Below are 25,954 nucleotides of genomic sequence, written 5' to 3' on the forward strand. Positions count from 1 at the left end.
TGCGCCATGCGCGTCCACATCGCCGCCGACCACGCCGGCTTCGAGCTCAAGTCCGCCCTCTCGGCCCACCTCGCGTCCGCCGGTCACGAGGTCGTCGACCACGGCGCCGAGACCTACGACGCCGAGGACGACTACCCCGGCTTCTGCTTCCAGGCCGGGGAGGCGGTTGTCGCTGACCCCGGCTCGCTCGGGGTCGTCATCGGCGGGTCCGGCAACGGCGAGCAGATCGCCGCCAACAAGGTGCGCGGCGTGCGCGCCGGTCTGGCCTGGTCGGTCGAGACCGCTCGCCTGACCCGGGCGCACAACGACGCCAACGTGGTCGGCGTCGGCGCCCGCATGCACACCCAGGAGGAGGCGTTCGAGATCGTCGACGCCTTCCTCGCCGAGCCGTTCTCGGGCGAGGCGCGCCACCAGCGGCGCATCGACCAGGTGGCCGAGCTCGAGTCGTGAACGGATAGAGGGGCAACGGCATGAGGTCCATGAGCACGACGACGAACCGCCCGGCCGCCCCGCGCCGTGCCCCTGCGCTCGCGGGCGCCTCGCTCGCGACCGCACTGGTCCTCGCCGCGTGCGGGGGCGATGACAACGACGACACCACCGACGCCGCCACGACCGAGGCGCCGCCGGCAACGACCGAGCCGGCTGAGTCGGAGAGCTCCGACGGCACCGGCCAGGACGACGGCGGTTCGGAGACCGACTCCGACGCGGCTCCGTCCGACGAGGGCGAGGCCGAGGCTGAGGCCTCCTCCCGGGCGGACGAGGCAGCCTCCGATGCGGACGAGGCGGCCTCCGACGCGGGTGCGACCAGCGGCGAGGGCACGCCCGGCGGCATCGCCCCGGTGTCGCTGGTCTGGCCCGCCGAGTGGATGGACCTCACCGACATGCTTGCGCCGCCGCCGGAGGGCGCCGAGATCGAGATGGTCGGCTCCTCGGGGACGCTGATCTACCCGGCCGGGGTGCTCACCGTCTACACCGCCGAGTTCGTGGACGGTCGCAGCTACCTCGAGCTCGTGGAAGCCGACGGCGCCCCCGCCGACGCGCTCACCGAGATCGAGCCCCGCGAGGTCGCCGGCCAGACCGTGACGCCCTACGAGGTCGACCTCACGCCCTACAGCTTTCCGGCGATCCAGCGGATCTACCCGCTCGAGCTCGCGGACGGTGCGATGGCCGGGCTCACGCTGACGGCACCCATCGAGGAGCTCGAGGCGGCCGAGCCCCTGTTCGAGGCGATCCTCGACTCTGTGACGATCGAGGAGTAGCGCGTGGACGGCCGCCCCGCGCCGCTCGTGCTCCTGGGCGGCAGTGGCCTGGGCGGGTGGATCTGGGAACGCGTGACGCCGCTGCTCGAGGCGGCCGGCCACCGGGTGGTCACCCCGCGCCTGCGCGGCATCGACGGCGACCCGACCCCGGCCGCCGAGGTGACGCTGACCTCCTGGGTCGACGACGTCGTCGCCGCCCTTGAGACGGTCGAAACGGATGACGCCTCAGGTGCCGAGAGTGCGGGTGAGGGCCCGGATCTGGGCTCGCCGGGAGTCGAGAGTGCGGCTCAGGGTCCGCCCGGCCCGGAGGGCGTGACGATCGTGGCCCACTCGTTCGCGGCCTTCATCGTCGCGGGCGTCCTCGCCCGGCAGCGCGCGAGCACGCCTCCACCAGCGACGAGTGAGCGGATCTCGGCCCGGACTCCCGCGACGAGTGAGGGGATTCCTGCCCCGCGCACGACACCGGTCCGCAGCGTCGTCATGATCGACGCCGTCCTGCCGACGCCCGGCCGCTCGTGGTTCGACCAACAGGGACCCGGCGCGTCGGAGGTCATGCCGCTGCTCGCCGTCGACGGCGCGACGCCCTGGTTCACCCGCCAGGAGATCGACGCCCTGTTCCCCGGGCACGGCCTCACCGACGACGACTACGCATGGATGGCGGAGCGGGTGAGCGGCCAGCCGCTGGGCACCTACGCCGAGCCGGCCGCCGACCTCGAGCTGACGGACGCCGGGTTCGACCTCGGCTACGTGCGCTGCCTACGGACGGACCCGCCGACGTCGCACGTCACCGCCGAGAGCCCCGGCTGGCGCTACCGGGAGATCGACGCCGGCCACTGGCCGATGGTCACGGCGCCCGACGAGACCGCGCGCGTCATCCTCGATCTCGTGCAGTCACAAGGTTTGTCCAGGGAATGATCGACATCCGCCCACCTGAGGCAGACGACCGCTCCTGACCGCCTCAGCGGCGACGGGCCGAGCCCCGCACGCTGAGCGCGGCGCAGAGCGCGGCCAGGAGGACCACCGCTGCGGCGAGCGGCCCCGACAAGATCGCCGCCACACCCACCGCCGGACCCTGGACGAGCCAGGCGAGCGGCAGGTCGAGCCCCTCGTCCCGGCCGGCGATCGCCTGGACGCGCGCGGCCTCCGCCGCGTCACCCGGCTCGAACAGCGAGCGGCGCCAGGCCACGGTGGCGAGCGCGTCGGCGATCGCCGACGCCGCCCACCACGCGCCGCCCGCGACCAGCGTGGTCCACACGACCGGCGACACCCCGGTGAGCGCCGCCCCGGCGAGCCCGATGACGGGGCCGAGTGCCGCCGTCGTGGCAGCTCCGGCCGCGAGGCCGAGCCGGGAGGACCGGCGACCGAGGTGCCGGACGAGGAGCACGCCGAGCGCCGACGCGATGAGCCATCCGACGGCGACGACGAGCGCGAGGAGCCCGGCGCGCGCGCCGTCCCCGGTGACGAACGTGCCGACGAGCCCGACGACGAGGGGCACGGCGGCGATCGTGCAGACGAGCGCGGAACGGGTGCGTGAACGGCGGGCGGCGGCGGTGAGCTCGGCGCGGACGTCGATGTGCTCGTGGGGCACGGAGTCGTCGCAGTGTGAGCAACCAGCCCCGTGCGCGTCGGCGGAGGCGGGCGTGGGGAGGGTGGAGGAGGACATGATGCTGAGATCATAAGGAGCATGTCCGCACCGCAGCCCGTGGGGATCGCCACGACCGAGCTCGCCGAGCTCGTGCTGGAGGTCGCCCAGCAGGTCCCCGCCGGTCGCGCGACCACCTACGGCCTCGTGGCCGAGGCCGTCCGCGACGTCACCGGCCGGGGCAGCGCCCGTTATGTCGGCACCGTCCTCTCGCGCCACGGATACCGCGTGCCCTGGTGGCGGGTGGTCCGCGCAGACGGGACGCTCCCACGCCAGCTCCGCGCCGAGGCGAGCGCGCGGTACGAGAACGAGGGCACGCCGCTCGAGCCGCTGGTGCCGACGATGATCGACCTGCGCCGCGCGCTGTGGGACGCCCCGACCGAGTGGAAGGCACCCGACCGGCATGCCTGAGGGTCACTCGATCCGGCGCCTCGCGACCATGCTCGACTCGCTGTTCACCGGCGCGGTGGTGCGCGCGTCCTCCCCGCAGGGGCGGTTCGCCGCCGGCGCCGAGGCGATCGACGGGTGGCGCGTGACAGGCACCGGCGCGCACGGCAAGCACCTGTTCGTCGAGCTCGAGCCGCCCACGGGCGGGGAGCCGCGGTTCGTCCACGTCCACCTCGGCCTCTACGGCGCGTGGTCGTTCGTCACCGCGAACGGGTTCGCCCCGCACGCGATCGGGGCGCCGCGCCGGCCCGCGGAGGGTGGCCCGGCGAGCGACGGGACCGGTGCCGTCTCGCCCGGGGCGGGGCGGGGGACGACGCCGGGTGGCGTCGTCGACACCGGCGGGGACGACAGCCTGGCCGTCGACGTCGTGCCCTCCGATCCCATGGACACCGAGGACCACGGCTATGCCGAGCTCGTGGTGCCCGAGCCGCGCCCGACCGTCCGGCTGCGGCTCCTCACCGACGGGGTGGTCGCGGACCTCACGGGCCCGGCGCGCTGCGACCTCATCGACGAGGGTCAGAAGGACGCGGTGCACGAGCGGCTCGGGCCCGACCCGCTGCGCCCCGACGCCGACCCCGACCGCTTCGTGGCCGCCGTGCGCCGTACCCGCCGCGGCATCGGCGAGCTGCTCATGGACCAGTCGGTCATCGCGGGGGTCGGCAACATCTACCGGGCCGAGGCGCTCTACCGTGCGCGCATCCACCCCCGAACCGAGGGGCGGGCCGTGAGCGTGGCGCGGCTGCGGGCGATGTGGGACGACGTCGCGGGGCTGCTGGCCGACGGGGTCGAGCACGGCGTCATCGTCACGACCCGCCCGGAGGACCGCCGCGCGCCGCGGCCGGACTCGTGGGCGCGGGCCGCCGAGCGCGCCACCGACGAGGAGGCCGACTTCCGCTGGTACGTCTACCGGCGTGCGGGGCGCGCCTGCCACGTGTGCGGGCAGGCCGTATCGATCGACGACATGGCGGGCCGCACCGTGTTCTGGTGCGGGAAGTGTCAGCGTCTGCTGCGCTCGCGCGCGCGGGCGGCGTAGACGGGGAGGCGGCCGCCGGTGGCCACCGCCGACGCGGCGGAGGCTCCTCGGTTCGGGCATGCGACCAGCTGTCCCCCAGGGCGCCACCGAGGCACCACGAGACCTGTCGTCGCCTCTATCCTGGGCGCCACCGTCGATGCCGACCCTGGCACCGGCCATGCGGAAGGAGTCACCATGCCCCAGCGCTCAGTGATCGTCGCCTCCGAGCACGGGCTGCACGCCCGTCCCGCTCAGGAGTTCGTCGCGGCGGCGACGGCGTCCGGTGCGGAGGTGACCATCTCGAAGGTGGACGGCGCCCCGGTATCCGCGAGCTCGATCCTCTCCGTCATGTCCCTCGGCGTGAAGCAGGGTGACACCGTGGTTCTGGCGGCGGAGGGCGAGGGTGCCGACGAGGCCGTCGATTCGCTGGCGACGCGCCTCGAGAACCCGCAGGACAACTGATGGACGCGACGACCGAGGGCGTACTGGACGGCATCGGGGTGGGCCGACGCGGCGTCGTCGGCCCCGTGCGGCAGGTCCGGGGCGGGCCCGAGCTGCCTGCCGACGAGCCCGCGCCGGCGGACCCGGAGGCGGCGGTCGCCGAGATCGAGGCGGCGCTCGCCGCCGTCCAGGAGGACCTCACGGCACGGTCCGCTGCCGCGGAGGGCACCACCCTCGGCGAGGTGCTCGGTGCGGCCGCGCTCATGGCGGGTGACCCCGCGCTCTCCGCCCGCGCCGCCGAGCTCGTGCGCGCCGGCACCGGCCGCGCGCACGCCGTCCACGACGCGGTAGAGGAATTCGCCACCACGTTCGAGTCCATCGGCGGCTACATGGCCGAGCGCGTCACCGACCTGCGTTCGGTCGGCGACCGGGTGGTCGCGCGCCTGACCGGACAGCCGGAGCCGGGACTCGACCTGCAGGAGCCGGCGGTCGTCGTCGCGCGGGACCTCTCGCCCGCCGACACCTCGGCGCTCGACCTCGACCTCGTCCTCGGCATCGTCACCGAGGAGGGCGGGCCCACCTCCCACACGGCGATCATCGCGGGCCAGCTCGGCCTGCCGTGCGTGGTCCGGGCCGCCGGCGCGACGGGGCTCGCGGACGGGGAGATCGTCGCCGTCGACGCCGCGCACGGCCGTGTCGTTCTCGATCCCGACGACGAACTTCGGGGCGAGCTCGACCGCCGCTCGGCCGCGCTGGACGCGCTCGAGGCCGACCGGGAACCCGGGGCGACCGCCGACGGGCACGCCGTCCAGCTGCTCGCCAACATCGGCACGGTCGCCGACGCCGAGCGCGCGGCCGCGACCGCTGCCGAGGGCGTCGGGCTCTTCCGCACCGAGGTGCTCTTCCTCGACGCCACCGAGGCGCCGGCCGTCCAGGCTCAGGCCGAGACGTACGCGGCCGTGCTGCGGGCGTTCGCCGGACGGAAGGTTGTCGTCCGGACCCTCGACGCCGGCGCCGACAAGCCGCTCGCCTTCGCCAACCAGGCGGACGAGGACAATCCCGCGCTCGGCGTACGGGGCTACCGGCTCGTGCGCACGATACCGGAGATCGTCCGCGACCAGCTGCGCGCGCTCGCGAGCGCGAGGGGCCAGGCCGGTGCCGACGCCGCCGAGCTCTGGGTGATGGCGCCGATGATCTCCACGGCCGGCGAGGCGGCGGAGTTCGTCGCGACCGCCCGCGAGGCCGGGCTCACCGACGGCGTGGGGCTCGGCGTCATGGTCGAGGTCCCGGCCGTGGCGCTGCGCGCGGACGGCGTCCTCGCCGACGTCGACTTCGCCTCGCTCGGCACGAACGACCTGGCCCAGTACACGATGGCGTCGGACCGGCTGCTCGGCGGGCTCGCCGACCTCCTCGACCGGTGGCAGCCGGCGGTGCTCGAGCTCGTCGCGCGCACGGCGGCGGCCGGGGTGTCCGCCCGGAAGCCTGTGGGCGTGTGTGGCGAGTCCGCCGGGGACCCCCTCATGGCGCTCGCCCTGACCGGCATGGGCGTGACGAGCTTGTCGATGTCGGCTGGTGCGCTGCCGGCGGTCCGGCACGCCCTGCGCTCGCATACGCTGGCCGAGTGCGAAGCGATGGCGCAGGCCGCGCTCGCGGCCGCCGACGCGGCGGGGGCGCGCGACGCCGTCGTCCATCTCCTGCGACCGGAGGCACGGGAGGTGCTCGCGGTCTGAGTGGACGACGGCGCCGTAGGCGTTTGTCGTGTCCGGCCCGGCTTGTCGTGTGTTCGCCAGGGTCCGATCAGGCGTCGGCGTCGACCGAAGCTGACTCTCTCGCAGCGGTCGCACGGCGTCGCCGACCCACGAGGGCACTGGCGACGAACATGAGGACGACCCCCAGCAGGATGCCCGCGACGATCGCCCACGTGCCCCCGAGCTGGTCGAGCCAGCCGATGAACAGACCGAACCCGTAGTCGGAGTCGCCGAACGTCGCGGCTGCCGACCCGAACTCGCCGAGCATGTCGAGAAGTGCAAGCGGGATGACCGTGATGAGCGCGCCGTTGGCAAACGCGCCGAGTACGGCACCGCGGCGGCCGCCCTGTGCGTTTCCGATGACTCCGGCTGCGCCGCCGGTCATGAAGTGGGCGATGATGCCCGGGATGATGACCGCGGTTCCTGCGAAGCCCATGATGGCCATGCCGATGATTCCGGCGATGAGCGAGGACAGGAACCCGATCATCACCGCGTTGGGCGCGAACGGGAATGTCACGGGCACGTCGAGCGCAGGCTTGGCATTCGGGACGAGCTTCTCGGAGATGCCCTTGAAGGCAGGCACGATCTCGGCGAGGATCACCCGGACACCGGCGAGGATGATGAACACGCCGGCGGCGAACTGTCCGGCTGCCATGAGTGCCCAGACCACATAGTTCTGACCGTCCGAGATCTCCGTCGAGACGTACGCCGGTCCGGCGATCAGCGCCACGACGAGGAAGATCAGCCCCATCGACAGAGCAACGATCACCGTGCTGTCCCGGACGAAGCCCAGTGACTTCGGCACGTTGACCTTCTCGGTCGAGTTCTCGGGGTCGCCCTTCGTCACCTTGGCGACAAGGCCGGACAGGGCGATGCCGACGCCACCCGTGTGGCCGAGCGCGATGTCGTCATTGCCCGTCACCTTGCGCATGAACGGTTGCACGAGCGCCGGAGAGATCGTCACGATCAGTGCTTCGGCGATCGAGCCCCAGAGGATGGCTTCCCACTGAGACATCCCTGCCGTGATGAGGAGAACCGCAATCATCGCGGACTGGTAGAGCGCGACGTGTCCGGACAGGTAGATGTACTTGAACTGCGTCAGACGCGCGAACAGGACGTTGAGGATCATCCCGAAGAAGAAGATGAGTGCGGCTGTGGTGCCGTAGTCGACGAGCACGGGGCCGACGATCGCCTCGTTGTTCGGCACGACACCTTGGACGCCGAACACCTCGGAGAACATGGCGCCGAACGGGTCGAGCGCGGTGACGACGACACCGGCGCCGGCAGAGAGCACGAGGAACCCCACGAACGTGCGGATCGTGCCCTTCATGACGTCCGAGCCGCTCTTGCGCTGCAGGGCGAGGCCGAGCAGCGCGATCAGGGCGACGAGGATCGCGGGTTGACTGAAGACGTCGACGAGGACGTTCAGGAACGAGTTCATGCGGGTCTGCTTCCTGTGTGGGCCGCGGCGGTGCGGCGAAGATTCAGCTCGTGTGGGGGATCCCGAGGCGCTCAGCCGTGGTGCGGACCTTCTCGACCAGCTCGTTCTGGTCGATGATCGAGTCGAGGACGACGACGTCGTCGAAGTGGGCGACCGAGTTCTCCAGGTCCTTGCCGACGAAGAACACGTCGGCGTCGGCGTTGGAGGCGGATCCGAGGTCGGCGTGCTCGACCTCGACGCCGTCAGCCCCGATCGTCTTCAGCGCCTTCTCGATGTTCATCCGGACCATGAGGGACGAGCCGAGTCCGGAGCTGCACATTGCCATGAACTTCACGAGTACTCCTTGAGTGGTGGTGTGCCGCTGAGCGGCGTGGTCGTGACGCCGGGTTCAGGCCGCGTCGACGACGGCGCGGACCTGGGCGTGGGTCGTGGAGGACAGGAGTGCACCGCGCCGCTCCTCGTCGGTGAGCATGGCGGCGATGTCGGCGAGCGTGTCCTGGTGGCTGGAACTGTCGGTCGCTCCCAGGACCACGACGGCGCGAACCGGGTGGTCGGGTGAGTCGGCGAGCTCGGTGGGGCGTGCGAGCAGGAGGAGCGCCACCGACGTGCGGTTGACTCCTGCCTCGGGACGAGCGTGCGCAAGCGTGATCCCGAAGCCGAGATCCATGTAGGTACCGCCGGGTTCGTTCACGTTGGTGACGATCTGATCGACGTAGCCCGTATCGACCGACCCGTCGGCGACGAGCGGAGCGGCGGCGCGACGGATCGCCTCCTCCCAGCCGAGGGTGTCGGCGAAGGTGATCCGATCGTCGGTCAGCAGAGTGGACAACATCATGCTCCTCGGGTCGTGGACGGCAGCCCCGCCGTGGCGGGGTCTCGGAGTGGTGATCCGGACGTGACCACGGTGAAGCTCGCGGTCGCGTCCGCCGAGGCGAATGTCGTCCGACCGTGCACGATCGGCCTGTGGTCGGGCGCGTACGCCGTGGAGGAGGTGTGCAGTCGGAGCGAACCGGCAGGTGCGTCCAGCAGCGCAGCGACGTCGCCCGTGGGGCGGACCATCGACACACTCACGCGGTCCTCGACGAGCTGGAGACCGTAGGTCTCGCGAAGGAAGTCGTACAGCGAGATCTCGTGAAAGTCGGTCGTCGCGACGGCGGGGTAGGCGTCGTGGGAGAGCCACACGCGGCTCAAATGATCCACGGTGCCGTCGACGGAGCGGAGGCGGTCGAGCCGGACGACCGGCGCGGTCGGGTGCACCCCGAGCTCGAGGGCGACGTCGGCGGCTGGTGCGAAGACACCCTGCGTGAGAACGCGGGACGTCACCCGCCGTCCCTCAGCCGCCATCTGATGGAAGAAGCCCGTGAGGTCGAAGACCTCGGTGCGCGGGCCGGCGCTCCGCCGTCGTCCCGTGGTGAAGGTCCCGCGGCCCTGCTCTCGCCGGACGATGCCGTCGCGGTCGAGCTCGTCGAGCGCTCGTCGGACCGTGATCCGCGATACGCCGTACTCCTCGCACAGCAGGGCCTCGCTCGGCAATGGGGTATCCGCCGGAGCCGGACCGAACCGGCGCATGAGGTCGTCGCGAACCGCTCCCCACTTTCCCCGGCGCCCGTTGACACGGACCGCTTCCGGAGGAGTGCTGGTGGTGGATGACATCTGCGCCTCGCTGCACATCATGACGACTGGGGAGAAACATTATGACAAGTTGCGGGAGCGTTCGTCAATCATCATGACAACTTGATGGGCTTCCCACCAACGTCGAGGGCCGAGAAGCGCGTGCTCCTCGGCCCTCGAATGGAAGCGCTCGGTGGTCGAGCGCGCCGGCTCAGATGTAGATCGCCGGGTCCATCCAGCGGGCCTCCTCGGCCGGCGGCTTCGGAGCCAGCTCCTTGGCCGGCACGCCGACGGCGGATCGTCCGGCGCCGACATCCTTGACCACCACGGCGTTGGCGCCCACGCGCGCGTCGGCCCCGAGGGTGACCGGCCCGAGCACCTTGGCGCCGGCGCCGATCGTCACGCGGTCGCCCACGGTGGGGTGCCGCTTGCCCTTGGACATCGAGACTCCGCCGAGCGTGGTGCCGTGGAAGATCACCACGTCCTCACCCACCTCGGCGGTCTCCCCGATGACCACGCCCATGCCGTGGTCGATAAACATCCGGCGGCCGATGACGGCGCCCGGGTGGATCTCGATGCCGGTCAGCGCGCGCGCCGCCTGCGAGAGGAGCCGCGCGGGCAGCCGGAGCCGCCCGCGCGAGCCGTCGGCGTGCCAGAGCCGGTGAGCCACCCGGTGCGCCCACAGGGCGTGGACGCCCGGGTACGCGAGGGCGACCTCGACCTTCGACCGCGCGGCGGGGTCGCCGTGCTGGGCCGCCTCGAGGTCCTCGCGCAGGAGGACCCAGAAGGGCACACCGGAATCATGCACGTCAGTCGACCAGGCCCTCGAAGAGCGCGGTCGACTGGTAGCGCTCGCCGAGGTCCGGGAGGACGACGACGATGGTCTTGCCCGCGAGCTCGGGCCGCTTGGCGACCTGGACCGCGGCGGCGATCGCGGCGCCCGAGGAGATGCCGACGAGGAGGCCCTCCTCGGTGGCAGCGCGGCGCGCGTAGGTCAGGGCGGCGTCGATGTTGATGTCGACGACCTCGTCGTAGAGCTCGGTGTCGAGGATCTCGGGCACGAAGTTCGCGCCGAGGCCCTGGATCTTGTGCGGGCCGGGCTTGCCGCCGGTGAGGATGGGCGACTCCTCGGGCTCGACGGCCACGAGGTGGAGCTCCGGCTTCTGCTGCTTGAGGTAGCCGCCGGCGCCGGTGATCGTGCCGCCGGTGCCGATGCCGGACACGAACACGTCGACCGCGCCGTCCGTGTCGTTCCAGACCTCCGGGCCGGTCGTGGCGCGGTGGACCTCGACGTTGGCCTGGTTGGCGAACTGGCGGGCGAGCACCGCACCGGGGCGCTCGGCGGCGACCTTCTCGGCGGCCTCGACCGCTCCGCGCATGCCGTCGGGCCCGGGCGTGAGGATGAGCTCGGCGCCGAAGGCCCGCAGAAGGGCGCGGCGCTCCTTCGACATCGTCTCGGGCATCGTGAGGACGACCGTGTAGCCGCGGGCCGCGCCGACCATCGCGAGGGCGATGCCGGTGTTGCCGGACGTCGCCTCGACCACGGTGCCGCCCTCGGTCAGCTCGCCGGACGCCTCGGCGGCGTCGATGATCGCCACTCCGATGCGGTCCTTGACCGAGTTCGCGGGGTTGAAGTGCTCGAGCTTGGCGAGGACGGTCGCGCCGGCGCCGTCGGTCACGCGGTTGAGACGGACGAGCGGGGTGCGGCCGACGGCCTGGGTGACGTCGTCGAAGATCTGGGCCATGAGGGTCCTCCGGTTGGTGGGGTCAACGGGCGTACTGGTCGGGAGCGCCTCGGGGGCGCGGCCGCACCCGTCGACGCCGGAGCGGGGCTCGGGCGGTGGGGGCCGGGTGCGGCGGGGCGGGGGTCGGGAGGCCTGACGGCTCGTGCGGGCCCGACTCCCTAGCGACAGCCGCCGTCGGTGCAGAACGCGAAGTGCGGCGGAGGCACGAGGGACACCAGGTCGTCGCGCACGCGTCACCTCCCTGCCGGGGCCGTCGTCGGCCATGAACGTTTGAACTCTCAACCACCTTAGCCGGTGGCCACCGTCCATGGTGCCTGATCGGTGGGGCCGGTCGGCACCAGTCCCACGCGCGTCCGGGATGTGGGCGCGTCAGTCACCCACGACGCCGGCGTCGCTCCCGCCGTCCGCTGCAGCCTTCCGGCCACCCGCCGCCGGCCCGTGCGGCTCGATCGCGTCGCGGGCCTGCGGACGGGGAGCGGCGTCGCCGAGCTCGGTGTCCTCGAGCCGGGAGACCGGCCGCGCGCGCTCCGCCATCGTGTTGAGCAGGGCGGCGCCGCGCCCGGCGTCGTCGATCGTCACGAGCTGGATGCGTCCGCCCGATCGCTCGACCCGGATCGCCTCGCCCCTGCGCGTGACGAGCCCGACGCGACCGTGGGCATCGGTCCGCAGCCCCCAGCCGCCGAACTCGGCGAACGGCTCGACCTGCACGACGTCGGCCCGCACCACCTCGTCGGCCCGCGCCCGGAGCACGGTCATGCCGAGCATCGAGCGAGCGACGAGGCCGTCCGCGTCGACCCGCACGTGGAACCGGAGGAAGGCCAGCTCGAGGGCGATGAGCGCGATGGCGAAGACGGCGCCCCACAGCCAGCTGCCGAGCACGCCCATGAGGACTCCGATCGCGGCCATGGCGAGGACGAGGGCGACGAGCGCGCCCGTCGGTACGCCGGTTCCCTGCGCCCACACCGCGCGCTGGGTCGGCCCGAGGTCGGCACGCTCGGCGTCCGCGGGCACGGGCTCGGTCGCGCGGACGACCGGGTCGTCCCCGGCGCCGGCGGCCGCGGCGATGCCGACGACGAGGCCCGCGACGGACGCCATGAGGATGCCGGCGAGCGGCTCGCCGGGCGGGTCGGTGAGGTTGACCTGCACCGTGGCGACGGCGATCCCCGCGAACATCGTGGCCAGTCCTGCCGAGAGGCCGACCGTCATCCGCCGCGTCATCGACTGCCGGCCGGTCAGGGCCGCGAGCGGGCACGTGATCGCCAGGCTGACCGCGCACAGGATGGCCGGGACGAGCAGCAGCTCGGTGCGCGAGCTCCAGCGGTCCGGGCCGTCCGTGCCCCAGTGCACCGCCACCTGGCTCGGCAGATCGCCCGCGACCGCGGCGATGTAGATCCACGCGGCCGCCGTGACGAGGAGCGGGAGGGCGACCCCGAGCAGGAGCCGACGTCCGCGGTGGGGGACCGGGCCGCGACCGGTGCTGCGTGCTGTGGTGTCGGCGCTGGTCATGACTGCGGCTCCTTGAGGAGGTGGATGACGGTGTTGAGGGGGACGCCGGAGTCCGCGGCCGCCCGGCGCACGGTCTCGATCGCGCGCAGCAGCTTGGCGTCCGGGTAGGGGTGGTCGGCGCGGACCGTGGCGCCACGACCGCGGCGGAGCTCGATGAAGCCCTCGTCGCGCAGCGCCTGGTAGGCGTGCAGCACGGTGTGCTGGTTGACGTCGAGCCCGGCGGCGAGGTCCTTCGCCGACGGCAGCTTCTCGCCCGGACGGACCTCGCCGGCCAGGACGGCGCCCCGGATCTGGGCGACCACCTGTTCGAAGAGCGGTTCCGCCGAGGCGGTGTCGATGACGACCTGCATGGGTTCACTCTATAGTTCTATGAGAACTAGAACAAGCCGTCCAGGGTAATGCCGTGGGTCCCCGCACTCGCGGGGCGAGATCCCCTCATCCGTGGGGCAGCTCGACCTCGTGCGGTCCTGCGACGACCACCCGGGCCGTCCCGCCGGACAGCTCTGCCGCCCGCGCCGCGAGCGCCCCCGGTTCGTCCGTCGCCACGTCCAGCTCGACACCTTCCGCGTTCCACCGCACGTCCAGGACCGACGTCATCGACGACCCCGACGACCGCAGCTCCGCCTCGAGCCGCGGCCCGACCGCGTGGTCGGCCGTCACCGTGCACCGCGTGAGCACCCGCACGCCGACCCGGGGCAGTGCCTCGAGCGCCCCACCGACGGCGTCGCCGTACGCACGCACGAGCCCGCCGGTCCCCAGCAGCGTCCCGCCGAAGTACCGCACGACGACGACGGCCACCGCCTCGAGGCCCGCCCCGTCGAGCCGGTCGAGCATCGGTCGGCCCGCGGTCCCCGAGGGTTCGCCGTCGTCGGAGCTGTGCGCGACCGTGGGCCCGCCGTCCTCAGCGGGCAGGATCCATGCCGAGCAGTGGTGCCGGGCCTGCGGGTGCGCGGCCCGCGCGTCGGCCAGGAGGGAGCGGGCGGCGTCCTCGTCGTCGGCCCGTGCGGCGAGCGCGAGGAACCGCGACCGCTTCTCGACGAGCTCGAACTCGGCCCGGGCGCCGCGCGCGGGGCGGAGCGCGACGGGGGGTGCGTCGTCGTCGGGGGAGAAGGTCCCGGACCCGGCGCCGAAGCCCCCGGCCCCGACGCCGACACCCCCGGACCCGACGCCGAGACCTCCGGCCCCGGACCCGGACGCACCGGCGGTCACTCGGCGGCCTGCTCCTCACGCCCGAGCAGGTGGGCGACCCGGTCGGCCTCCAGGGCCGCGACATGGGCGTCGGCCGGGGTTCTCGTGGTGAGGACGAAGTCCGTCAGCTGCTTGCGGACCGTCGCGCGCAGGGCATCGGGGTCCCAGGGCTTGCCGATGTAGTGGTCGAGCCCGCCCTCGTTGACCGCCCGGATCGTGTCCGCCTGCTCGGCCTCGGCGGTGAGCAGGATCTTGCGCGAGTCGGACGTGCGCGGGTCGACCCATGCCTCGACGAGCATGTCGACGCCGTTGCGGCCGGGCAGCCCGTGGTCGACGAGCAGCATCGCGGGGATGTCCTCGTCCGCCATCACCTCGTCGACGATCTCCCACGCGTCGTCGACCGTGTCGGCCTCCTCGATGCGCACCGTCGCCGCGAACGGTTCGAGGTCACGCACGACGGCGGCCCGCACCCCGGGGTCGTCCTCCAGCACGACGATGGTCAGCCTCATCTCGTCTCCCTCCCGGCGGTCCCGTCCGCCACCTGTGCGCCCGGACCGGGCGGCAGCTCCACGATCATCTCCGTCAGTCCCTCGCGCGAGCGAGCCGTCATCGTCCCCCCGGCGTGCTCGACGATGTCACGCGACAGCGCAAGCCCCAGCCCCAGTCCACCGCCGCTGCCGCCGGACCGGGTGGTGAACCGCCGCGTGAAGATCCGTTCGAGGTCGCCGGCCGGGATCGGCGGCCCGTCGTTCCCGACGACGACGCGCACGTTCCCGTCATCCGTCGCCGACACGTCGATCGACAGGGTGCCGTGCCCGCCCATGGCGTCGGCCGCGTTGACGAGGACGTTGGTCCAGACCTGGTCGAGACGGCCGGGCTCGGCGCGCACAGGTGGGACGTCGGCGAGCGTGACCTCGGTGGCGATGCCGCGGCGGCGGTGCTCGGTGAGGGTGAGGGCGGAGCGCAACGAGTCCGCGACGACGACGGACGCGGTGGGGTCGCCGCCAGGGCCGCCGCCGCCCGGTGCCCCGGGGTCCGCGGACGACGTCGACGCGTCCTCGCCCGGTGCCGCCGGAGCGTCGGGGCCGGCGGGGCCGCCCGACGCCGCGGCGTCCCCCTGCGCGGGGGAGTCGGCCTGGACGTGGGCGCGGATGCTCGCGACGAGCGCCGCGACCTGGCGGGTACCGCCGTCGAGGTGCCGCAGCGCGTCGCCGACGGCGGTGGCGTGCGTGGCGCGCGCGATCGCCGACTCGTCGCCCGCGAGCCGCGAGGCCTCTGCCGGGTCCTCCACGCCGGCGGAGAGCAGCCGGCGCGCGAGCACGTCGTCCCCGACCTCGGCCGCGAGGGAGCGGCGCAGCGCACGGTCGTCTGCGCTCGCGCGCAGGGGGCGGTTGCGCGTGTGGGCGATGCGGCGCCGTGCGTCCTCGATCCGTCCGCGCAGGTCGGCGGCAGGGGAGGTGGCGGCCCGGGTGTCGTCGTCGGGGGAGTCGGTCGAGTCGGTCGTGTCCGAGCCTCCGCCGGACTCGTCGACGAGCGAGTCGAGCAGGTCGTCGAGATCGTCGGCAAGGTGGTCGAGGGCGCTGGCCATCGCCGCGACCGGGTTGGTCAGCTCGTGCGCGATCCCTGCGGTCAGGTCGCCGAGCAGGGCGGCGGACGCGCGGGTGGCCTCGTCGTCGTGCGGTGACGGGCTCGGCACGGCGGTCCTCTCCTCGGGCTCGGCTGCAGCTCGATCCTAGGCGGCAGGTGTGACGCGTCGCGCGCCCGAGGTCCTGGCGAGGGATCTCACACGACGCGTAGGCTGTGCAGGTTGGCCCCTGGGCGTCGCGCTCTGGCATCCTTGGGGGTCGTTGATCGTCCACCCGAGAAAGGAGCGGCAGGGCCATGGCAGTTCCCAAGCGCAAGATGTCCCGCAGCAACACCCGCTCTCGCCGGTCCCAGTGGAAGGCCGAGCTCACCGAGCTCGTCACCGTCCGCGTCAAGGGTCGCGAGATCAAGGTCCCCCGTCGTCTGGCGAAGGCCTACCAGAAGGGCCTCGTCGAGGCTGACTGACTGATCTTCACGCACGGCCCCGTACCCGTCAGGGTGCGGGGCCGTCGTCGTTCCACGGGCCGGTCGTGGCGCCCGGCCGCCCGGTGGTCCCCGGCTACTCACCGCCACCACCTCGTGCGGCCGTCACCTCGCACCCGCACACTCGCGAGGCGCCGCGCCCACGTCCGGGGACCGGGCGGCCGACACTCGGGCGGCGCCACCTCCTCCCGTCGACGACCACCCCCGCCCACTCGACGTCCCCGGGGATCGGGACAACTACCCGCTGCGCGCTCGACCGCTGCGGCCGCGTCCGGTGAGAATGGCGGGTCCCGCCGACCAGCGCGGGCACGATCGAAACGGAGTGAGCATGTCCGCCGTCCAGGGCCTGGTGCGCATCGAGGGAGCGCCGCGGGACTACGCATGGGGATCCGCGATCCGCATCCCCGAGCTCCTCGGTGTCGAGCCGGCGGGCGGGCCCGTCGCCGAGCTCTGGTTCGGAGCGCACCCCGAGGCCCAGGCCCGGACCCGACCGTGTCGCCCCGCGGGAACGACCCCCGTCCCCATGCCCGACGGCGAACGGCGCACCAACGGCGGCGCTCCCGACGACACCATCGACCCGCCTGACGGCGAACGGCGCACCAACGGCGTCGAACCGAGATCCCTCGGTGACCACATCGCGGCCGACCCGTCCCGCACGCTCGGCGCCGACGTCGTCACCCGGTACGGGGAGCACCTGCCCTACCTGCTCAAGCTCATCGCGCCCGACCGCGCCCTCTCCCTCCAGGTCCACCCCGACCTCGAGCGGGCCCGGCGCCGGTTCGCCGAGGAGGAGGCCGCCGGCATCCCGCGAGGCGACTACGCCCGGAGCTACCGGGACCCCAACCACAAGCCGGAGATGGTCTACGCGCTCACCCGGTTCGAGGCCGTGTGCGGGTTCCGGGCCCCGCGCCGCGCGATCGAGGTGCTCGCCGGGCTCGGGACGCCGCTGACCGCCGAGCTCGAGGAGGCGCTGCGGGCGGCGCCGTCGGCGGACGGTGTGCGCTCCGTGGTCGAGCGGCTGCTGCGCGAGGAGACCCGGCCGAGCGCGGCGGAGGTCGGCGAGGTGGCGGCCGCGTGCGCGCGCCGCCTCGCTGACGGGTCCTCGCCGTCGCCGCGGATGGACCGCATCGTCGGGCAGCTCGCGGGGGAGCACCCGGGGGACCCGGGCGTCGTCGTCGCCCTCCTGCTCAACCCCGTCACCCTGCACCCCGGCGAGGCGATGTTCGTGCCCGCCGGCGCCGTCCACGCCTACCTGTCCGGGTTCGCGGTCGAGATCATGGCCTCCTCGGACAACGTCCTGCGCGCGGGGCTGACCACCAAGCACGTCGCCGTCGGGGAGGTTCTCGAGGCGCTCGAGTACGTGGCGGCGCCGCCGGTGCGGATCGCGCCCGAGACCGTGAGCGAGAGCGTGGGCGTCTACTACGCGCCCGTCGACGACTTCGAGCTCGCCGTCGTCACGCTCGAGGCCGAGGGCGTGGCCGAGTCCCTCGTGCCCGGCCGCGGGCCGCGGATCCTGCTCGCGCTCGACGGCGAGGTCACCGTGACCGTCGACGGGCTCGCCGCCACGCTGCGCCGCGGTCAGGCCGTGTTCGTGGCGGGCGACCTCGGGCCGGTGACGGTGACCGGGCGGGGGCGGCTCGTCCAGGCCGACGTGCCCTGACCGACCCGGCTGGACGGGGTCGATCGCGTGTCCGGCACCGACCAGGCCTGCCCGCGACACGCGGCCCCCGGGGAGAACTAGCCGCACCTCGGGGTGCCGACGGCGATAGCGTGTTGCGAAGGTATGTTCGCGTCAGTTTCGCGCGCCCAGTCGTCAGAGCGGAGTCCATCGGTGGATCACGAGCCCGGCCAGCAGTTCGCCGGCTACACGATCGTGCGCGAGCTCGGTCGGGGCGGCATGGGGTCGGTGTATCTCGCGAAGCACCCGCGGCTGCCGCGGCAGGACGCCCTCAAGATGCTCAGCACCTCGCTCGCGAAGGACGAGGCCTTCCGCACGCGGTTCGAGCGCGAGGCGGACCTGGCGGCGCAGATCTTCCACCGCAACGTCGTGGCGGTCTACGACCGCGGCGAGCACGAGGGCCAGCTGTGGATCGCCATGCAGTACGTCGAGGGCACGGACGCCGCGGCCGAGGTCAAGGCGGTCGAGGGCGGGCTGGAGCCGGCGCGCGCCGTCCACATCGTCCACGAGGTCGCCGCCGGCCTCGACTTCGCCCACCGCAACGGGCTGCTCCACCGGGACGTCAAGCCCGCCAACATCCTGCTCGCGCCGCCGCTCGACCCGGACGACGAGGACGAGCCCGAGCAGGTCCTCCTCACCGACTTCGGCATCGCCAAGACCGTCGACGACGGGGACAACCTCACGGGCACCGGCAACCTGCTCGCGACCCTCGCCTACGCCGCCCCGGAGCAGATCGAGGCGCACCACCTGTCGCACAAGGTGGACGTCTATGCGCTGGGCTGCGTGCTCTACGAGCTCCTCACCGGCAGCATCCCGTTCCCCGCGGACACGCCGTTCAACAAGATGAACGCGCACCTCACGCTCCCGCCTCCCAAGCCCTCGGAGTCCGTGCCGGGGCTGGGGACCGCGTTCGACGCCGTCATCGCCAAGGCGATGGCCAAGGACCCGGCCGAACGGTACGACACGTGCCGCGCGCTCGGTCGCGCCGCCTACAAGGCCCTGCGCGAGTCGCAGGCAGGTGGCGCGGGCGAGAGCTCCGAGGCCGGTGGGTCTGAGGGTGGTGCGGGATCCGGTGCTGCATCTGCGGGCGCCGGATCGTCGGCGTCGGGTGGTGCGAGCGGCCTGCACACGGCGGGCCCGCCGACCGGCCGGCGCGTGGCCGGACCCGGCGAACGGACGGGCACCGGACGAACCGCCACCCCCGGCGCGGGTGCCCAGGCGGCGCCGGGCCGGACGCCCGGCGGCGGCCAGTACCCGAGTGAGTCCCAGACCGGCCCGCGCCCGCCGTTCACGCTGATGGTCCGCCGGTTCTTCGGCCCGGGCACGCAGTCGCTCCAGGTAGGGCCGGTCGACACGCGCCAGGTCTCGCCCCAGGACCGCGGCGCGATCGAGCAGCTGCTGCGCGAGTCCCAGTTCTTCGACCTCCCACCGCGTCTCCCGCTCGAGCGCGTGATCCCGGGCGACCACCTCGAGGAGATCACCGTGGGCAGCGGTGGCCGCACCTGGACGGTCGCGTACGAGTTCAAGGGGGCCCGGCACCCCGTCGTCCTCGACGGGATCAGCCAGCGGCTCGCCCGCCTGCAGCAGTGGCAGCCCACAGGGGCGATCCCCGTGTCCGAGCAGGCCGGCGGCCCCGGTGGCGGTCCCGTCCCTGGTCGGCCCGGCGGCGGGCCCGGTGGCCCAGGGGCCCCCGGGGGTCCGGTTGTGCCCGGACGTCCCGGAGCGCCCGGCAGCTCCCCGTCCGCGATGTCCGGCGCCACGGGAAGTCACGGTGTCCCGGGCGCGGCTGCTCCGGTGGCGGCAGGTCCCGCCTCGGGTGCCACGGGCACGGCCGGTCCGGGCGCCGGCTCACCCGTCTCGGCCGCGTCCGGTGCGACGGGCTCCCACGCGGTACCCGGACCCGGCGGCTCGGGCCCGCAGACCCAGCAGGCCCCCGGTGGTCCTGGCGGCCCTGGCCCGCAGCCTCAGCAGAGCCCCGGTGGTCCCGGCGGCTCGAGCCCGTCGGCCGTCTCCGGCGCGACCGGCAACCACGCCGTCCCGCCGCAGGGCGGCGCCGCGGCGACCGGCGCAGCCGGCCGTCCGGGTGGACCGGGCGGCACCGGCGGACCCGCTCCGTTCGCCGGCTCTCCCGCGTCGGCTGCCGGCCCGTCCGGTCCCGGCGGCTCAGCAGCTCCCGGGCGACCCGTGGGCCTCGGCGGTCCGGGCGGTGTCGCGCCGTTCGCGGGGTCGCCGGCGTCCACGGGTGGCCCGGCACCGTTCGCCGGCTCGCCCGCATCGGCCGCCGGCCCCGGACCGTACGGTGGCAGCGGCCAGTACGGCGGTCAGAGCCAGTACGGCAGCGCCGCCAAGGGGACGAAGCGCCGAGGCCTGCACCCGGCGGTGCTCGGCGCGATCGTCGTCGTCGGGCTCATCGTGGTGGGTGGCGTCATCTGGCTGCTGACCCGCGGGGGAGGGGAGGAGCCCCAGGGCGCGGAGGAGCTCGCCGACGCATGGGGCACGGAGTCCTCGATCCCGGCCACGTTCCCCGACCTTGTCGCCTCGCAGGCGGGTGGCCAGGGCTTCAACTCCGCCACCTGCGAGAACGGCGTCTCCGGCCACATGGATGACGTGCCCGCGGGCCTCGTGGCGGCGATGACCTGCACCCAGTCGGACGGCATCGAGTACTCGGTGCTCGAGTTCGAGAGCAGCATCGAGCGCGACGAGTTCACCTCGAACGGCGACGACAACCTCGGCTGGGAGCGGACGGTCTGGGGGTACATCACGGGGGAGGAGGACGGCGTCCTGTTCCGCACGCCGCCAGAGGTCACCGACCCGGGTGAGCTCTACACGACCTTCTATGACGCCGAACGCTCGGCCATGGTCGTCGCCGTGTACGGCGACGGCACCGGCTCGGAGGAACTGCAGAGCAGCTGGTGGAGACCCTCGCCCTTCTGACCGGTCGGGGCGTGGGCCCCGGCGGCGCGCTCCTCGAGGGGCGTGAGCCGCTCACGCCTCCGGGCCGGTGATGCCGACGTCCGCGAGGTCCTTCGCCTCACGGCTCTCGGGGTCGTAGGGCTTGGCCGCCGACATGAGGACGCGGGCGTTCTCCGGGGTGACGACCTCGACGTCGACCGTGTTCCACGGCGTGTGGCGCGGTCCCCGCGCCGAGCCCGGCCGCAGCTCCTCGCACGCCTCGGCGATCCCGTCGACCTGGTCGAGCACGGCAGCGAAGGTCACGCTCGACGCCGGGGGCGCCGGGGCTTCCTCGTCGGTGGCGACGAGCAGGACGTCCTGGAACGCCCAGCGGCGCAGGTGGACCATCCGGCCCGGGATCGAGAAGAGGTCGACGAAGCCCAGCGCGCGCTGCCAGAAGTCGGCGGACACGTCGATGTCGGTCGTGGGGACCGTGACGAACATGGGCATGCCGTAGATGCCGCGGAAGATGTCAGGCGCGACGGCGTCGGGCCCGGGCTCGGGGACGGGACTGTGCTCGAAGGCGTCGTAGTAGGCGCTCATGCGGACCACCTTGAAGGCTCACCCAGCGTCAAGGTCAAGGGAGTTTCGGAGATCACCCACCGCGACGTCGCGCGGGCGACCGGACCGGCTGGACCCCCGTCACCGGGGGTTCAACCGTCCACGATGTCCTGGGACATCACATCGGTCGGGGTGGCGGGACTTGAACCCACGGCCTTCCGCTCCCAAAGCGGACGCGCTACCACCTGCGCCACACCCCGTTCGCCCCGGTCTCCCGGCGACGAGGACCGTTCCTCCGGTGCACCGAGTGCTCGGTCCGGACGACGATCGCCCGCTCAGGGTACGGCGGGAGTCCGGCGACGGCGGCTCCCGACGCGGGCAGGAGAGACCGATCACTCACCCGGGTGCCGACTTCGGCGCAGGCGATCCGCCTTGCTAACCTGGGCGCTGCCCCTGGCCACTGTCGAGGGCGCGCGAGTGTAGCTCAATGGTAGAGCCTCTGCCTTCCAAGCAGATTACGCGGGTTCGATTCCCGTCACTCGCTCCGAGCTCTTCGGCCCGACGGGGCACGGTCAACGGCTCTGTCCGGTCAGCAGGGGCCGCGCGGCTGCCAGGAGCTCGGTCGACTGCCCGGCTTCGGCGAGCGACCGATTGATGAGGTCGATGGCCGCCCCGGTGAACTCCGCGCTCTGGGTGGGCTCGACGCTGCCCGGAGAGTCGAGTTCCCGCGCCTGATCCGCGAGCCCGGTCGCCATGGCCTGGAGGAAGGGAGTGGCCAGCTCGGCGAGCTCGACAGCCGGCCGGCCGTCGTCGCGCACCAGCCGCCCCCCGGCCTCGAACCCGGCGAACATGGCGTACATGGCGCCGAGGATCGCCGTGTCGTACAACGAGGCGGCACCGGGATCGGGTCCGAGGTAGCTCGACCGCCCCCAGACATCGAGCACCGGTCGAAATCGCTCGACGGTTGCCGCGGCACCGCTGTAGAGCACGAGGGCCTCCGGATCGCCGATCATGTCGGGGATCGCGAGCACGCCCCCGTCGACGACGTCGACCCCGTGACGGACCGCCCACCGGTCGAGCTCGCGCGCCTCGACGGGGGTCGTCGTCGTCACGTTGACGACGACCGAGCCCTCGAGCGCGTCGACCACCGGCTCGAGCTGCTCGCGGACGGCCGCGTCGTCCAGCAGGCAGACCACGACCAGCGGGGAGGCGCGCACGGCGCTCGCGACCGTGGGGGCGATCGTCGCACCCGCCTCGGCGAGCCCGGCCGCCTTGCCCGGGCTGCGGTTCCACACGGTGACGGCGTGACCGTCGGTGAGCAGCTGTGCGGCCAGGGCGCGGCCCATCGCGCCGAGCCCGAGCACGCTGACGTTCATGCGGCTCCCTCCGTGACCTGCGGGGCGAGGATCGCCTCGTGGATGCTCGACGCGCCATCCTTGGCGTGCCCGAGATCCATCGCGCGTCGGTAGAGGGAGCGGACGGCGGCCGGAAGCCCGGCGTCGATCCCGGCGTCCTCACTCGCGACCGTGATGTGGTCGATGCCCTCGGACATCATCGCCAGGCTCGCGCCGAGGTCCGGGTACGAACGATCGTCGATCTCTTCGGCCGTGCCTGTGAGGAAGGACGGCATCTCGGCGAGCATCCGGACCGCGTAGGGGAGGAACTCGCGCGCGGGGACACCTGCCGACCCCACGAGCGCCGCGGCGTGCTGAACGCTCGCCAGCGCATTCATGAAGATGTCCAGCAGCGCCTGGTACCACAGGAGTGCGAGCGACGGCCCCGGGCCGACGTACTCCGCCCTGGCGAGCAGGCCGAGCACCCCGGAGTGGCGGTCGAGCTCCTCTCTCGGCCCGCCGTAGAAGGCGTAAGCCCCTTCCTCACCGACAACGGTGGCGGGCACCATGAGGCCGCCGGCGAGGAACGTCGCTCCGTGCCGGGCCGCCCATTCGGCGGCGCGGTCGGCCTCGCGCGGCACGTCCGAGCTGAGGTTGACGATCGTGCGTCCGGCGAGGCCGTCCGTCGCCGGACCGAGCAGGTCGTACATCGCCCGGTAGTGGGTGAGGCTGACGATGACGAGGTCGGCGGATCCGAGTGCGTCGGCCGCATCGTCCGCCCGTCGTGCGCCGGCCGCGACGAGCTCGTCCGCACGGGACGCCGTCCGGTTGAGGACGGTGACGGCGATGCCGTGGCGCAGGAGGGTATGCGCGATGGCTTGGCCCATCGGTCCGAGTCCGACCACCGTCGCGGATGAGTGGGGAGAGGTCATGGTCTGTCCTGTCATCGAGTCGAAGGTCCCCGAGGGCGACGGGACCGCCGCGGTCGCGCGGCCTGTCCACGGTCACCCGGCTGCGATACGTTCGACAAGTACCCACTTCTATGTCAGGTACTGACCTCGAGGTAAGTGAGGAGCACTCGTGCGGAGACAGGCTCGGCCCTACTCGTGCGGCATCGACGCTGCGCTCGACGTCGTCGGCGGCAAGTGGAAGGGGCTCATCCTGTGGGCGCTGAACGACGGGACGAAACGCTTCGGCGAGGTGCGTCGCCTCGTCCCTGGGGTGACGGAGAAGATGCTGACCCAGCAGCTGCGCGAGCTCGAGGCCGACGGCATCGTGCACCGCGAGGTCTTTCGGGAGGTTCCGCCGAGGGTGGAGTATTCCCTCACGGAGCTCGGCGTGTCGCTGGACGCCGCGATGAGCTCGCTCGGTGAGTGGGGCGAGCGGCACATGGACCGGATCACGGCCGTGCGCGAGGCTGCCGATGCGTAGCCGTCGGTGTCGGTGACGGGAACGACGACGTCCCCGGCCCGGACGAGCGGGACGGGGACGTCGGAGTGAGCTGCCTGGGTGTCAGGCGCGGGCCTCGTAGGACAGGCAGTCGGCCTCGGTGCCGCCGACGCGGATGAAGTCGGCCGTGCACTCGAGGTTCTCGTTGTGCAGGCAGGACGTGCGCTGGCAGGCGCCGACCTGGGCGACGACCTTGTCGAGGCCGCCCTTGACGTTGAGCGGCAGGAACGTGGCGCACTGCGCGTCCTGGCCGACGGTGACGGCGAATGCGGTGCAGCCGTCGTGGTTGTAGGAGCAGCCGTCGATGGAGCACTCGCTCACGCGCGGCATCTCGAGCACGGACATGGTGTCCTCCTGACGTCGAGGCGCGCTGGTCGCGCCGGATGAAAAGAATGTAGAACCAATGGAGGAATGCGTCCAGAAAGGCAATGCATGCCTTACCCTTCAATGCGGACCGAAATGCATTTCTATTTCGGTGGCGTTTTGTGGCTCTTCCGGATTGAGGGTGTAGACGGCCTGGCGCGGTGGTGAGCGAGGTGCCGGCGTGTCAGCGTCCAGATAGGGGTCGAGGTCTTCCGATGATGGGGGTTCTCACGCCACCCACCGGGAAGACCTCGACGTGCCTGACGCTACCTTCGCCCGCCCTGATCTGACCACGTTCGCTCGTCTGGACGAGCTCGGCTTGGAGGTCGTCGGCCAGCGCATCGAGCCTGGTCGGGCGGTCCTGGCCTGCAGGGTCGTCGAACCGGACAGCTGGTGCCGGCGGTGCGGGTGCGAGGGCGTCGCGCGGGACACCGTCACGCGCGAGCTCGCTCACGAGCCTTTGGGGTGGCGTCCCACGACGCTGGAGGTGAGGGTGCGTCGGTACCGGTGCACGGGCTGCGGGCACGTGTGGCGTCAGGACACGACCGCCGCGGCCGAGCCGCGCGCTCGGCTCTCCCGCCGCGGGTTGCGGTGGGCGCTGGAAGGGATCGTGTGCCAGCACTTGAGTGTCGCTCGTGTCGCCGAGGGGCTGGGGGTCTCGTGGAACACCGCCAACGCCGCGGTCCTGACCGAAGGACGCCGCGTCCTCATCGATGATCCGACCCGGTTCGACGGCGTCAGCGCCATCGGTGTCGACGAGCATGTCTGGCGCCACACCCGCCGCGGCGACAGGTTCGTGACCGTGATCATCGACCTCACCGCTGTTCGCGAGGGGACCGGCCCGTCCCGGCTGCTGGACATGGTCGAGGGCCGCTCGAAACACGCCTTCAAGCAGTGGCTCGCGGGCCGGCCGCAGGACTGGCGCGACGGGGTCGAGATCGTCGCGATGGACGGCTTCACCGGGTTCAAGACCGCCGCCGCCGAAGAGCTGCCCGACGCGGTCGCCATCATGGATCCTTTTCACGTGGTCCGCCTCGCTGGCGACGCGCTCGATGACTGCCGGCGCCGTGTCCAGCAGGACACCTGCGGGCACCGGGGCCGCAAGGGCGATCCGCTCTACGCCGCCCGCCGGACCCTGCACACCGGCGCCGACCTGCTCACCGAGAAGCAGTCCCAGCGCCTGGAGGGCCTGTTCGACGGCGACACCCACGTAGCGGTCGAGGCCGCCTGGGCCGTCTACCAGCGCATGATCGCCGCCTACCGCGTCCCCGACCGCGCACATGGTCGCCAGCTCATGGCCCAGCTCATCGCCTCCGTCAGCTCCACCGTGCCAGCCGCCCTGACCGAGCTGCGCAAGCTGGGCAGGACCCTGAAGCGCCGCGCCGCCGACGTGCTCGCCTACTTCGACCGGCCCGGCACGTCCAACGGCCCCACCGAGGCCATGAACGGCAGGCTCGAGCACCTGCGCGGCTCGGCCCTCGGCTTCCGCAACCTGACCAATTACATCGCCCGATCACTACTCGAGACGGGCGGATTCCGACCCCAACTACACCCTCGAATGTGAAGAGCC

General features: G+C 72.8%; 28 protein-coding genes and 2 tRNA genes. 13 read left to right on the forward strand and 17 right to left on the reverse strand.

Features of this window, described 5'->3' with window-relative positions:
- Positions 1 to 6 precede the first annotated feature (6 nt).
- From ACZLMO_RS14815 to ACZLMO_RS14825, 3 genes are read left to right on the forward strand one after another with little or no spacing between them, the layout of a single operon-like run.
- On the forward strand, positions 7 to 450 hold the full coding sequence (locus tag ACZLMO_RS14815; RefSeq protein ID WP_425714920.1) for a ribose-5-phosphate isomerase: 444 nt from the start codon (positions 7 to 9) through the stop codon (positions 448 to 450).
- A 29-nt stretch (positions 451 to 479) separates the two neighbouring features.
- Positions 480 to 1,259 (forward strand): hypothetical protein, encoded by a 780-nt coding sequence (locus ACZLMO_RS14820; protein WP_425714919.1) that lies wholly within the window; start codon positions 480 to 482, stop codon positions 1,257 to 1,259.
- 3 nt (positions 1,260 to 1,262) lie between these two features.
- Positions 1,263 to 2,174, forward strand: coding sequence for an alpha/beta fold hydrolase (locus ACZLMO_RS14825; RefSeq protein ID WP_425714918.1), 912 nt, complete (start codon positions 1,263 to 1,265; stop codon positions 2,172 to 2,174).
- Between the two features lie 43 nt (positions 2,175 to 2,217).
- Here ACZLMO_RS14825 and ACZLMO_RS14830 read toward each other — a convergent pair whose 3' ends face one another.
- Positions 2,218 to 2,922 carry a hypothetical protein gene (locus tag ACZLMO_RS14830; RefSeq protein ID WP_425714917.1) on the reverse strand — a complete coding sequence of 235 codons (705 nt, stop codon included), beginning with the start codon at positions 2,920 to 2,922 and terminating at the stop codon, positions 2,218 to 2,220.
- A 21-nt stretch (positions 2,923 to 2,943) separates the two neighbouring features.
- Between ACZLMO_RS14830 and ACZLMO_RS14835 the strand changes: the two genes are divergently transcribed.
- The 4 genes from ACZLMO_RS14835 (at position 2,944) to ptsP (ending at position 6,531) form a co-directional block, all read left to right on the forward strand.
- Positions 2,944 to 3,312, forward strand: coding sequence for an MGMT family protein (locus tag ACZLMO_RS14835; protein WP_425714916.1), 369 nt, complete (start codon positions 2,944 to 2,946; stop codon positions 3,310 to 3,312).
- Positions 3,305 to 4,381, forward strand: coding sequence for an Fpg/Nei family DNA glycosylase (locus ACZLMO_RS14840; RefSeq protein ID WP_425714915.1), 1,077 nt, complete (start codon positions 3,305 to 3,307; stop codon positions 4,379 to 4,381). Before ACZLMO_RS14835 ends, ACZLMO_RS14840 begins: the two co-directional genes overlap by 8 nt.
- A 174-nt stretch (positions 4,382 to 4,555) precedes the next feature.
- Positions 4,556 to 4,822 (forward strand): HPr family phosphocarrier protein, encoded by a 267-nt coding sequence (locus tag ACZLMO_RS14845; RefSeq protein WP_425714914.1) that lies wholly within the window; start codon positions 4,556 to 4,558, stop codon positions 4,820 to 4,822.
- On the forward strand, positions 4,822 to 6,531 hold the full coding sequence (gene ptsP / locus ACZLMO_RS14850; RefSeq protein WP_463654172.1) for a phosphoenolpyruvate--protein phosphotransferase: 1,710 nt from the start codon (positions 4,822 to 4,824) through the stop codon (positions 6,529 to 6,531). The genes ACZLMO_RS14845 and ptsP overlap by 1 nt, the downstream gene beginning before the upstream one ends.
- Positions 6,532 to 6,598: 67 nt before the next feature.
- Here the strand turns inward: ptsP and ACZLMO_RS14855 are convergent, their stop codons facing one another.
- The 11 genes from ACZLMO_RS14855 to ACZLMO_RS14905 all read right to left on the reverse strand — a co-directional run bounded on the left by ACZLMO_RS14855 (position 6,599) and on the right by ACZLMO_RS14905 (position 15,736).
- Entirely contained in the window at positions 6,599 to 7,990 is a 1,392-nt protein-coding gene (locus ACZLMO_RS14855; protein WP_425714912.1) for a PTS ascorbate transporter subunit IIC, read from the reverse strand.
- Between the two features lie 43 nt (positions 7,991 to 8,033).
- A complete protein-coding gene (locus tag ACZLMO_RS14860) occupies positions 8,034 to 8,324 on the reverse strand; it encodes a PTS sugar transporter subunit IIB (protein WP_463654173.1) in 291 nt (96 codons plus the stop codon).
- Between the two features lie 54 nt (positions 8,325 to 8,378).
- Positions 8,379 to 8,825 carry a PTS sugar transporter subunit IIA gene (locus ACZLMO_RS14865; protein ID WP_425714911.1) on the reverse strand — a complete coding sequence of 149 codons (447 nt, stop codon included), beginning with the start codon at positions 8,823 to 8,825 and terminating at the stop codon, positions 8,379 to 8,381.
- Positions 8,822 to 9,664, reverse strand: coding sequence for a GntR family transcriptional regulator (locus ACZLMO_RS14870; RefSeq protein ID WP_425715059.1), 843 nt, complete (start codon positions 9,662 to 9,664; stop codon positions 8,822 to 8,824). The genes ACZLMO_RS14865 and ACZLMO_RS14870 overlap by 4 nt, the downstream gene beginning before the upstream one ends.
- A gap of 148 nt (positions 9,665 to 9,812) precedes the next feature.
- A complete protein-coding gene (gene epsC / locus ACZLMO_RS14875; protein WP_425714910.1) occupies positions 9,813 to 10,394 on the reverse strand; it encodes a serine O-acetyltransferase EpsC in 582 nt (193 codons plus the stop codon).
- A 16-nt stretch (positions 10,395 to 10,410) separates the two neighbouring features.
- Entirely contained in the window at positions 10,411 to 11,346 is a 936-nt protein-coding gene (gene cysK, locus ACZLMO_RS14880) for a cysteine synthase A (protein ID WP_425714908.1), read from the reverse strand.
- A 369-nt stretch (positions 11,347 to 11,715) separates the two neighbouring features.
- Positions 11,716 to 12,852 (reverse strand): DUF1648 domain-containing protein, encoded by a 1,137-nt coding sequence (locus ACZLMO_RS14885; RefSeq protein WP_463654174.1) that lies wholly within the window; start codon positions 12,850 to 12,852, stop codon positions 11,716 to 11,718.
- Entirely contained in the window at positions 12,849 to 13,202 is a 354-nt protein-coding gene (locus ACZLMO_RS14890) for a GntR family transcriptional regulator (RefSeq protein ID WP_463654175.1), read from the reverse strand. Before ACZLMO_RS14890 ends, ACZLMO_RS14885 begins: the two co-directional genes overlap by 4 nt.
- A gap of 85 nt (positions 13,203 to 13,287) precedes the next feature.
- Positions 13,288 to 14,061, reverse strand: a complete 774-nt coding sequence (locus ACZLMO_RS14895; protein WP_463654176.1) for an IMPACT family protein — start codon at positions 14,059 to 14,061, stop codon at positions 13,288 to 13,290.
- Positions 14,058 to 14,549: a response regulator gene (locus ACZLMO_RS14900; protein WP_425714904.1), complete on the reverse strand. Its 492-nt coding sequence runs from the start codon at positions 14,547 to 14,549 to the stop codon at positions 14,058 to 14,060. Before ACZLMO_RS14900 ends, ACZLMO_RS14895 begins: the two co-directional genes overlap by 4 nt.
- Positions 14,546 to 15,736 (reverse strand): ATP-binding protein, encoded by a 1,191-nt coding sequence (locus ACZLMO_RS14905; RefSeq protein ID WP_463654177.1) that lies wholly within the window; start codon positions 15,734 to 15,736, stop codon positions 14,546 to 14,548. Before ACZLMO_RS14905 ends, ACZLMO_RS14900 begins: the two co-directional genes overlap by 4 nt.
- A gap of 185 nt (positions 15,737 to 15,921) precedes the next feature.
- Between ACZLMO_RS14905 and rpmF the strand changes: the two genes are divergently transcribed.
- The 3 genes from rpmF (at position 15,922) to ACZLMO_RS14920 (ending at position 20,719) form a co-directional block, all read left to right on the forward strand.
- Positions 15,922 to 16,089, forward strand: a complete 168-nt coding sequence (rpmF, locus tag ACZLMO_RS14910; protein WP_425714902.1) for a 50S ribosomal protein L32 — start codon at positions 15,922 to 15,924, stop codon at positions 16,087 to 16,089.
- Positions 16,090 to 16,435: 346 nt separating this feature from the next.
- Entirely contained in the window at positions 16,436 to 17,767 is a 1,332-nt protein-coding gene (gene manA, locus ACZLMO_RS14915) for a mannose-6-phosphate isomerase, class I (RefSeq protein WP_463654178.1), read from the forward strand.
- 171 nt (positions 17,768 to 17,938) lie between these two features.
- Entirely contained in the window at positions 17,939 to 20,719 is a 2,781-nt protein-coding gene (locus ACZLMO_RS14920) for a serine/threonine-protein kinase (protein WP_463654179.1), read from the forward strand.
- Positions 20,720 to 20,770: 51 nt separating this feature from the next.
- On the opposite strand, the gene ACZLMO_RS14925 is transcribed toward ACZLMO_RS14920, so the two are convergent.
- Together ACZLMO_RS14925 and ACZLMO_RS14930 are read right to left on the reverse strand one after the other, a co-directional pair.
- Positions 20,771 to 21,280 carry a VOC family protein gene (locus ACZLMO_RS14925; RefSeq protein ID WP_463654180.1) on the reverse strand — a complete coding sequence of 170 codons (510 nt, stop codon included), beginning with the start codon at positions 21,278 to 21,280 and terminating at the stop codon, positions 20,771 to 20,773.
- 145 nt (positions 21,281 to 21,425) lie between these two features.
- A tRNA-Pro gene (locus ACZLMO_RS14930) sits at positions 21,426 to 21,498 on the reverse strand.
- 213 nt (positions 21,499 to 21,711) lie between these two features.
- Here ACZLMO_RS14930 and ACZLMO_RS14935 point away from each other — a divergent pair.
- Positions 21,712 to 21,782, forward strand: a tRNA-Gly gene (locus ACZLMO_RS14935).
- A 28-nt stretch (positions 21,783 to 21,810) separates the two neighbouring features.
- Here the strand turns inward: ACZLMO_RS14935 and ACZLMO_RS14940 are convergent.
- Positions 21,811 to 22,614 (reverse strand): NAD(P)-dependent oxidoreductase, encoded by an 804-nt coding sequence (locus ACZLMO_RS14940; protein WP_463654181.1) that lies wholly within the window; start codon positions 22,612 to 22,614, stop codon positions 21,811 to 21,813.
- On the reverse strand, positions 22,611 to 23,519 hold the full coding sequence (locus tag ACZLMO_RS14945) for an NAD(P)-dependent oxidoreductase (protein WP_463654182.1): 909 nt from the start codon (positions 23,517 to 23,519) through the stop codon (positions 22,611 to 22,613). Before ACZLMO_RS14945 ends, ACZLMO_RS14940 begins: the two co-directional genes overlap by 4 nt.
- Before the next feature lie 133 nt (positions 23,520 to 23,652).
- Here ACZLMO_RS14945 and ACZLMO_RS14950 point away from each other — a divergent pair, with 133 nt between their 5' ends.
- The gene (locus ACZLMO_RS14950; RefSeq protein ID WP_463654183.1) at positions 23,653 to 24,003 is read left to right on the forward strand and encodes a winged helix-turn-helix transcriptional regulator; all 351 of its coding nucleotides are present in this window, start codon (positions 23,653 to 23,655) and stop codon (positions 24,001 to 24,003) included.
- An 81-nt stretch (positions 24,004 to 24,084) separates the two neighbouring features.
- Here the strand turns inward: ACZLMO_RS14950 and ACZLMO_RS14955 are convergent, their stop codons facing one another.
- Entirely contained in the window at positions 24,085 to 24,366 is a 282-nt protein-coding gene (locus ACZLMO_RS14955; protein WP_463654184.1) for a DUF1540 domain-containing protein, read from the reverse strand.
- Between the two features lie 274 nt (positions 24,367 to 24,640).
- Here ACZLMO_RS14955 and ACZLMO_RS14960 point away from each other — a divergent pair, with 274 nt between their 5' ends.
- On the forward strand, positions 24,641 to 25,948 hold the full coding sequence (locus ACZLMO_RS14960; RefSeq protein WP_425713489.1) for an ISL3 family transposase: 1,308 nt from the start codon (positions 24,641 to 24,643) through the stop codon (positions 25,946 to 25,948).
- Positions 25,949 to 25,954 lie beyond the last annotated feature (6 nt).

It is taken from the genome of Georgenia sp. G2120 (assembly GCF_055326485.1).

What these genes read in the sequence shown, in the direction of transcription:
- ACZLMO_RS14815 (WP_425714920.1), top strand. Translation starts at nt 7, where the DNA reads ATGCGCGTCCACATCGCCGCCGACCACGCCGGCTTCGAGCTCAAGTCC.
- ACZLMO_RS14820 (WP_425714919.1), top strand. Translation starts at nt 480, where the DNA reads ATGAGCACGACGACGAACCGCCCGGCCGCCCCGCGCCGTGCCCCTGCG.
- ACZLMO_RS14830 (WP_425714917.1), bottom strand. Translation starts at nt 2,922, where the DNA reads ATGTCCTCCTCCACCCTCCCCACGCCCGCCTCCGCCGACGCGCACGGG.
- ACZLMO_RS14835 (WP_425714916.1), top strand. Translation starts at nt 2,944, where the DNA reads ATGTCCGCACCGCAGCCCGTGGGGATCGCCACGACCGAGCTCGCCGAG.
- ACZLMO_RS14840 (WP_425714915.1), top strand. Translation starts at nt 3,305, where the DNA reads ATGCCTGAGGGTCACTCGATCCGGCGCCTCGCGACCATGCTCGACTCG.
- ACZLMO_RS14845 (WP_425714914.1), top strand. Translation starts at nt 4,556, where the DNA reads ATGCCCCAGCGCTCAGTGATCGTCGCCTCCGAGCACGGGCTGCACGCC.
- ptsP (WP_463654172.1), top strand. Translation starts at nt 4,822, where the DNA reads ATGGACGCGACGACCGAGGGCGTACTGGACGGCATCGGGGTGGGCCGA.
- ACZLMO_RS14855 (WP_425714912.1), bottom strand. Translation starts at nt 7,990, where the DNA reads ATGAACTCGTTCCTGAACGTCCTCGTCGACGTCTTCAGTCAACCCGCG.
- ACZLMO_RS14865 (WP_425714911.1), bottom strand. Translation starts at nt 8,825, where the DNA reads ATGATGTTGTCCACTCTGCTGACCGACGATCGGATCACCTTCGCCGAC.
- ACZLMO_RS14870 (WP_425715059.1), bottom strand. Translation starts at nt 9,664, where the DNA reads ATGATGTGCAGCGAGGCGCAGATGTCATCCACCACCAGCACTCCTCCG.
- cysK (WP_425714908.1), bottom strand. Translation starts at nt 11,346, where the DNA reads ATGGCCCAGATCTTCGACGACGTCACCCAGGCCGTCGGCCGCACCCCG.
- ACZLMO_RS14885 (WP_463654174.1), bottom strand. Translation starts at nt 12,852, where the DNA reads ATGACCAGCGCCGACACCACAGCACGCAGCACCGGTCGCGGCCCGGTC.
- ACZLMO_RS14890 (WP_463654175.1), bottom strand. Translation starts at nt 13,202, where the DNA reads ATGCAGGTCGTCATCGACACCGCCTCGGCGGAACCGCTCTTCGAACAG.
- ACZLMO_RS14900 (WP_425714904.1), bottom strand. Translation starts at nt 14,549, where the DNA reads ATGAGGCTGACCATCGTCGTGCTGGAGGACGACCCCGGGGTGCGGGCC.
- rpmF (WP_425714902.1), top strand. Translation starts at nt 15,922, where the DNA reads ATGGCAGTTCCCAAGCGCAAGATGTCCCGCAGCAACACCCGCTCTCGC.
- manA (WP_463654178.1), top strand. Translation starts at nt 16,436, where the DNA reads ATGTCCGCCGTCCAGGGCCTGGTGCGCATCGAGGGAGCGCCGCGGGAC.
- ACZLMO_RS14925 (WP_463654180.1), bottom strand. Translation starts at nt 21,280, where the DNA reads ATGAGCGCCTACTACGACGCCTTCGAGCACAGTCCCGTCCCCGAGCCC.
- ACZLMO_RS14940 (WP_463654181.1), bottom strand. Translation starts at nt 22,614, where the DNA reads ATGAACGTCAGCGTGCTCGGGCTCGGCGCGATGGGCCGCGCCCTGGCC.
- ACZLMO_RS14945 (WP_463654182.1), bottom strand. Translation starts at nt 23,519, where the DNA reads ATGACAGGACAGACCATGACCTCTCCCCACTCATCCGCGACGGTGGTC.
- ACZLMO_RS14955 (WP_463654184.1), bottom strand. Translation starts at nt 24,366, where the DNA reads ATGTCCGTGCTCGAGATGCCGCGCGTGAGCGAGTGCTCCATCGACGGC.